This is a genomic window from Atribacter sp., from assembly GCF_035418125.1.
GTDB lineage: Bacteria > Atribacterota > Atribacteria > Atribacterales > Atribacteraceae > Atribacter > Atribacter allofermentans.
In genome coordinates, this window is record NZ_DAOLQM010000124.1 from 1 (window position 1) to 6,146 (window position 6,146).

Here is a 6,146-nt window from a genome sequence, read left to right on the forward strand (position 1 = left end):
AATTAGTGCTGAAGTTGTTGATCTGCAAACTCTTTCTCCAATTGATAAAGAGACTATTTTCCAATCAGTTCAAAAAACCGGAAAGTGTCTTACAATTGAGGAGGATTGCAAAAGCTCGGGTTTTGGGGCTGAAGTTTCGGCTTTGATTGGAGAAGAATGCTTCGATTATTTAGATGCTCCGGTTCGAAGAATTGCTGCAGCTGATGTCCCAGTACCTTTCGCAGCTTCTCTTGAATTTGAAGCTCTCCCCGATGTGGATAAGATAATGAAGACCGCAAAAATAATGCTCTCTTAATGAATTTTGTTCTTCTGGGTGCCTTAAACTAAAAAACGGGTTATCATGATGAATATCTATATTATACCATGATGATAGTACTTGCCTCCTCTCATTAGAGAAGAGGAGGTAAGTATTTACTGAGTTTTAAAATTCCTTTCCCCTAATGTGAGAGGGCGAAATTGCGGGGAAAAAAGTATCATTGCTTTTTTTCCGTCTCAAGACACGCTACTCAGTCGTCATTGGCCATTATTTTTTGTGTATTTCTGCAACTACTGCTTTGGCACCGGTCAAAAGCATATTCATATCGCTATTGACCCAGAAAAATTGAACTCCCTCCGATATCCAACTTTTTGCTAAACCGGGATCGGCATAAGCCACTCCGGAGGGAATTTTATAATCCCGACACCTTTGAATCACCTTTCTCATTAAGGAAAGGACGTCTTTATGAAAGAATTCACAGGGATGACCTATTGAAAGAGAAAGGTCAGCCGGGCCGATTAGAATCACATCGATTCCCGAGATGGAAAGAATGCTGTCTAAATTCTGAACTGCTTGCTGGTTTTCAATTTGAACAATGAGCAGAGTCGTATCATTTTGATCTTGAATAAAGTCAGCTGGAGTAGTTGGGCAATAACCTACTGCAGTTCCTCCCGGATAAAGGCCTCTTTTCCCTTTAGGAGGATATTTCATAATCTCAATGACTTGGTGGATTTCTTCGGCAGAAGTGATTCGAGGAACGACAATTCCTCGAGCGCCTTGGTCAAGATTTCGGCAAATTACTTCATAATCAATGGCTGGAATACGAACCAACGGTGAAATGCCACAATTTCTTGCCATTCGATATATTTGAGAAGCCTCGGAAATTGTAAATGAAGTATGTTCCATATCAACTACAATAAAATCCAACCCAGCGGCTGCATATACTTCGGCAATGGCTGGAGATCGAACTTCGTTTACTTCACTTCCAACAACGATTTTACCTTGTTGTAGATTTTTTCTAAGATTTTTAATGTCCATTTTTTGATCCATCCTTAACCGGTTATTCATTATTTACAGAAATTTTTATAAATTCGTTTTCATATTATACGATATTACCTATTTTTTATTATGATATAGATATAATTTATTTATCCGGTTAATACATATCACCCTCTTCCCAACCTTCTCCCATTTTTTCTTTCCCAAATGATCTTTATCATCCTCATATGAATTTACAAATGATCATTAAATTTTTAATATTTAGAAAAAGAACTTTCAAAACCAGTTATTTTTTCTTGACAAAAGAACTAAAAGGTCAGATAATATAAATAATAATGAAAACCATTTTCAATAAGATGCATAAAAGGAGCTCATAGAAAATGCGAAAATGCTGGTGGCGAGGGAAATTTGAAGGAGCAGGTTTGCGATTGACCTCACCACGTTTGGCAATTATCGATATTCTCAGTAAAACAACTACCCACCCCAGTGCGGAGGATATTTATCTTAGCCTTCGACAAAAATTTAATAATGATAATATTGGGCTCACTACAGTTTACCGGACTTTAGAAATTTTAGTGAATATGGGAATTGTTTATAAATTTGATTTTGGTGACGGTCGTACACGGTACGAACTTTCGGAGGGACCGGATGGTTATCATCATCACCATCATTTGGTTTGTACCGGATGTGGTCGAATAGTAGATTATACCGACTTTATTGATGAAGAAAAAGAGTTGCTGAATCGAACTGAAAAAGGCCTTTCTAAGAAATACCATTTCCAGATTTACAAGCACCTTATTCAATTTTATGGCTTATGTGAAAACTGTCAGCTGAATAAATCATAGATTTTTTTTCTTTTATAAATGAAAATGGTTTTCAATAGCAATAAAAGCGAGGTGTATGAAATGCCCGGAATTGATGGCACCGGACCTTTGGGTTTAGGACCGATGACTGGATGGGGAAGAGGTTATTGTGTAACCTCTCTTGGCCCACATCGTAACCAGTTTTGGTTAGGAGGTTCACCTAGGTATTTCGGTGGACGTTTTCTGGGTCGGTTTGGTCGGGGGAGAGGTCGTGGGTGGCGACATTGGTATTACGCTACCGGATTTCCCGGATGGGCAAGAGTCCAGTATGGTTATCCTTTAGTAGGACCAATGGGATATTATTATTCACCGAGAGGCAATTATTATTGATTGAATAAAGGAGGTATTTTGATATGCCAAGAGGAGATGGAACCGGACCAATGGGCATGGGGCCCATGACGGGGAGAGCAGCTGGATATTGTGCTGGTTATGATGTACCAGGATACATGAATCCAACATTTGGAAGATTTGGATTTGGACGTGGTTGGTTTGGCCGTGGGGGCGGTCGTGGGTGGCGACATTGGTATTACGCTACCGGATTTCCCGGATGGGCAAGAGCCCAATATTATAATCCGCCATTTGGACCTGCTTGGGGAAATGTTCCACCGCCAACAAGTCCACAGGAAGAAGCAGAAGTATTAAAAGAACAGGCTGAAATTCTCAAACAACAGCTGGAACAAATCGATAAGCGAATTGAAGAACTTCAGAAAAGCGCCCCAAAAGATAATATATAGAATAAAAAGGAGAGAGGGGTCTCCCTCTCTCTTCATACCCTAGTATTGGAGGTTTTTTAATGAAAAGAATTGCGATATCAACCGATGGAGACCAGGTATCACCTCATTTTGGTCGTTGCACTTCCTATACTATTATTGATTTAGAAGATGGGAAAGTTTTAGCTCAAGAAGTTATTGAGAATCCCGGTCATGAACCAGGATTTCTGCCTCAATATCTTCATAAAGGTGGAGTTAATGCGATCGTAGCCGGAGGCATGGGCCCTCGGGCACAAAATCTCTTTCAAGAAGTAGGGATTGATGTCTATCTTGGTGCAGAAGGACCAATTGATGCAGTTATTGAACAATTACAGAAAGGGACTCTCATTGCTGGCGAAAGTTCCTGTACTCATGAACATGGTTCAGGAAATGGAGATTGTGATCATCACCACGGTTAAGCTCCCGGGGTTAGGTCTTGATTCTTGAATTTATAAATAGCGGTGACATTGAAGAATTGAGAAGAGAGGCTGATCTTTTCCCATTATAGTTGAAAAGAGAAAGGAGTAGCTCTCTTATCACCGATATGGAAAAGTTAATTGGGCAAGTGTGAGAGTAAATTCCTTTTCACAAATTGATTAAGGAAGGATGGATACACAATGAAAATCGTAATTACTTCTAAAGGAAAGACACTTAAAGATGACCTCGATCCCAGATTTGGCCGATGCCAATATTTTTTAATTGTTGATAATGAAACTAATGAGGTGGAAGCCATTCCCAATCCACAGGTTTCGGCGGGGGGTGGAGCTGGAATTCAAACCGCTCAATTTATGGTGGATCGAGGAGTTAAAGCGGTATTAACAGGAAATATGGGCCCCAATGCATCAAAAGTTCTGAATGAAGCAGGAATTAAAGTCTATATTAATAATAGCGGGACAGGAGAATCGGTACTCAATGATTTTAAAAATGGAAAGTTGACTCCTACAACTCAATCAAATGTTTCTTCTCATTTTGGTTTGAAATAGTTGAAAAGGAGGATAAAACGATGCGTGGATTAGGAAATCGATCTTCAGGTGGTGGAGGAAGAGGAATGGGACGAGGAGGTGGAGCAGGTGCCGGTCCAAGTGGGAGCTGCGTATGTCCACAATGCGGAACCAAAGTTCCACATCAACCAGGCATCCCCTGTTTTCAGGTTAAGTGTCCTCAATGTGGGACAAATATGGTTCGTGAAGGTATAAAACCATCATGAAAATTGCAGTAGCCAGTGGAAAAGGAGGAACTGGGAAAACCCTCATCGCGACGAGTTTGGCAAAAGTTATTTCACGATCAAAATCGGTGATATTTCTTGATGCAGACGTAGAAGCACCAAACGCTCATTTTTTTTTAAAACCCGACTTTTTTGAGAACCAAATCGTCACCTCGTTTACTCCTTTGGTGATAGATGATCGATGCGATGGTTGTGGAAAATGTGTTGAATTTTGTGCTTATAGTGCGTTGGCTTTGGTGAACAAGAAAATACTTTTTTTCCCGGAGCTTTGCCATAGTTGTCAAGGATGTCGGGTTGTTTGTCCTCAAGCAGCTATTGAAAAAGATGAATCCGTAAAAGGTACTATTGATAAGGGGAAAACCTCGGATGGTATTGATTTTCGACGAGGAATTCTGAATATTGGGGAGCCAAGATCTCCTGTGGTTATTAATGTTTTAAAAAAGAATCTTCCCCAAGAACCGAATCAAGTTATTATTATCGATTGTCCACCTGGAACCGGGTGTGCACTCATAGCAGCTGTTGAAGGTACTGACTATTGTTTGTTGGTTACTGAGCCTACACCTTTTGGCTTCTCGGATCTTAAAATGGCAGTTGCCGCTATCGAAGAGCTTCATATTCCATTTGGAGTCATAATTAATAAACAGGGTTTAGACGGAAATAAAACCGAGGTTTATTGTCGAGAACAGGGTATAGATATTTTAGGGAGGATACCATTTGAAAGATCGATAGGTGAAAGATATGCCCAAGGTATGACCCTCGTAGATGGTGAAAATAATTATGTACATGATCTTCTTGCTATTTTTAAAAAGATCGGAACTCAGAGTTAGGCTTCGTTTCTATCTTGACCAAGTTTCCCCCCTCACCTTAATCCTCTCCCACCAGGGGAGAGGAAAAAAGAAAAAAATGGGAGAAGGTCAGGATGAGGGTGCAAGTCCAAGATTCGACACACCACGGCATGTCACTACATTAATCGGGCACGATAAAGGCTGAGGGGGCGAGGGGGGAGAATGGGAGAGGGAGCGAATGAAAAAAGAATTAAGGGATAAAAGAAAAAATTTCAAGATGAGATCCTCACGCGGGAAAGCACCAATCCGGATGGCACCTTTTTAAAATTCTTTGGTAGGGACTTGATTTATCAAGCTCGTGGGGTTTTCGAAATAAAAATAAACTATTGTGCTTAGAGAGGTTTTAACTATGAAACAAATTGCAATACTAAGCGGGAAGGGTGGAACCGGTAAAACATCAGTAACCGCCTCATTGGCATCATTAGCAAAAAAAAGAGCGGTTCTTGTCGATGCTGATGTTGATGCTCCCAACTTAGCATTAGTTGCTGATCCCGAACAGTTTTTTCATCAGTCTTTTGTTACCAGCAAAAAAGCTCTGGTCCATCCCGATCGGTGCCAGCAGTGTTTAGCTTGTTTAGGCCCCTGTCAGTTTGATGCTATATCTCTTTCGTTTGATTATCCATATGTTAATCCAATAAAGTGTGAGGGTTGTGGCCTTTGTGCTTACCTTTGTCTAATTGAAGCCATTACCATGGAACCTCATACCAGTGGCTTCCTGTCGGCATCGAAAACCCGGTGGAAAAATAATCTCTATCACGGGAGATTACTACCAGGTGGTGAAAACTCCGGAAAGATGGTTACAGCAATCCGTGAAAAAGCGGAAAAATATGCCAAGGAAAATGGGGTTGAATTCATATTTATCGATGGTGCGCCCGGCATTGGTTGTCCAGTGATAGCCAGTATCACCGGTTGTGATCTAGCTCTTTTAGTGACCGAACCCACTTTAAGTGGAATTCATGATTTGGAAAGAATATGGGCTTTAGTCAAACATTTCCAGATAGAAGCATGGGTAATGGTGAATAAATCTGATTTAAGTTTAGAAAATACCAATAAAATTAAGAAATTTTGCCAGGATAATAACCTTCCTTTAGTAGCTGAAATCCCCTTTAGTGATGATGTTGTAAAGTCAATGACCATTGGTTTGTCTACTTATGAATATAATCCAAAGAACATTTTTTCTCAGCAGATAATGAACATATGGAATCAGTT

10 protein-coding genes are annotated in these 6,146 nt (G+C 40.3%); 9 read left to right on the forward strand and 1 reads right to left on the reverse strand.

Translation table 11 applies throughout. From position 1 onward, the window contains the following. On the forward strand, positions 1–295 hold a 295-nt coding region (locus tag PLK24_RS07130; RefSeq protein WP_324477670.1), incomplete at its 5' end, for a transketolase C-terminal domain-containing protein. Between the two features lie 228 nt (positions 296–523). Here the strand turns inward: PLK24_RS07130 and PLK24_RS07135 are convergent. Continuing rightward, on the reverse strand, positions 524–1,294 hold the full coding sequence (locus PLK24_RS07135; protein WP_324477672.1) for an HpcH/HpaI aldolase family protein: 771 nt from the start codon (positions 1,292–1,294) through the stop codon (positions 524–526). Positions 1,295–1,635: 341 nt separating this feature from the next. Here PLK24_RS07135 and PLK24_RS07140 point away from each other — a divergent pair, with 341 nt between their 5' ends. From PLK24_RS07140 to PLK24_RS07175, 8 genes are all read left to right on the forward strand, one after another. Beyond that, on the forward strand, positions 1,636–2,100 hold the full coding sequence (locus PLK24_RS07140; protein WP_324477674.1) for a Fur family transcriptional regulator: 465 nt from the start codon (positions 1,636–1,638) through the stop codon (positions 2,098–2,100). A 60-nt stretch (positions 2,101–2,160) separates the two neighbouring features. Beyond that, positions 2,161–2,448 carry a DUF5320 domain-containing protein gene (locus PLK24_RS07145; protein WP_324477676.1) on the forward strand — a complete coding sequence of 96 codons (288 nt, stop codon included), beginning with the start codon at positions 2,161–2,163 and terminating at the stop codon, positions 2,446–2,448. A 23-nt stretch (positions 2,449–2,471) separates the two neighbouring features. Then, complete coding sequence (locus PLK24_RS07150) at positions 2,472–2,852, forward strand: DUF5320 domain-containing protein (protein WP_324477678.1); 381 nt, start codon at positions 2,472–2,474, stop codon at positions 2,850–2,852. A gap of 59 nt (positions 2,853–2,911) precedes the next feature. Continuing rightward, the gene (locus tag PLK24_RS07155) at positions 2,912–3,286 is read left to right on the forward strand and encodes a NifB/NifX family molybdenum-iron cluster-binding protein (RefSeq protein ID WP_324477679.1); all 375 of its coding nucleotides are present in this window, start codon (positions 2,912–2,914) and stop codon (positions 3,284–3,286) included. 198 nt (positions 3,287–3,484) lie between these two features. Next, positions 3,485–3,850, forward strand: a complete 366-nt coding sequence (locus PLK24_RS07160; RefSeq protein WP_324477681.1) for a NifB/NifX family molybdenum-iron cluster-binding protein — start codon at positions 3,485–3,487, stop codon at positions 3,848–3,850. Positions 3,851–3,870: 20 nt separating this feature from the next. Next, complete coding sequence (locus tag PLK24_RS07165) at positions 3,871–4,074, forward strand: hypothetical protein (RefSeq protein ID WP_324477683.1); 204 nt, start codon at positions 3,871–3,873, stop codon at positions 4,072–4,074. Then, entirely contained in the window at positions 4,071–4,919 is an 849-nt protein-coding gene (locus tag PLK24_RS07170) for a P-loop NTPase (protein WP_324477685.1), read from the forward strand. The genes PLK24_RS07165 and PLK24_RS07170 overlap by 4 nt, the downstream gene beginning before the upstream one ends. A 367-nt stretch (positions 4,920–5,286) precedes the next feature. Next, positions 5,287–6,146: ATP-binding protein (locus PLK24_RS07175; protein ID WP_324477687.1), on the forward strand; the 860-nt coding region annotated here is incomplete at its 3' end.

Coding starts and splice junctions, on each gene's coding strand:
- PLK24_RS07135 (WP_324477672.1), bottom strand. CDS start 1,294: ATGGACATTAAAAATCTTAGAAAAAATCTACAACAAGGTAAAATCGTT.
- PLK24_RS07140 (WP_324477674.1), top strand. CDS start 1,636: ATGCGAAAATGCTGGTGGCGAGGGAAATTTGAAGGAGCAGGTTTGCGA.
- PLK24_RS07145 (WP_324477676.1), top strand. CDS start 2,161: ATGCCCGGAATTGATGGCACCGGACCTTTGGGTTTAGGACCGATGACT.
- PLK24_RS07150 (WP_324477678.1), top strand. CDS start 2,472: ATGCCAAGAGGAGATGGAACCGGACCAATGGGCATGGGGCCCATGACG.
- PLK24_RS07155 (WP_324477679.1), top strand. CDS start 2,912: ATGAAAAGAATTGCGATATCAACCGATGGAGACCAGGTATCACCTCAT.
- PLK24_RS07160 (WP_324477681.1), top strand. CDS start 3,485: ATGAAAATCGTAATTACTTCTAAAGGAAAGACACTTAAAGATGACCTC.
- PLK24_RS07165 (WP_324477683.1), top strand. CDS start 3,871: ATGCGTGGATTAGGAAATCGATCTTCAGGTGGTGGAGGAAGAGGAATG.
- PLK24_RS07170 (WP_324477685.1), top strand. CDS start 4,071: ATGAAAATTGCAGTAGCCAGTGGAAAAGGAGGAACTGGGAAAACCCTC.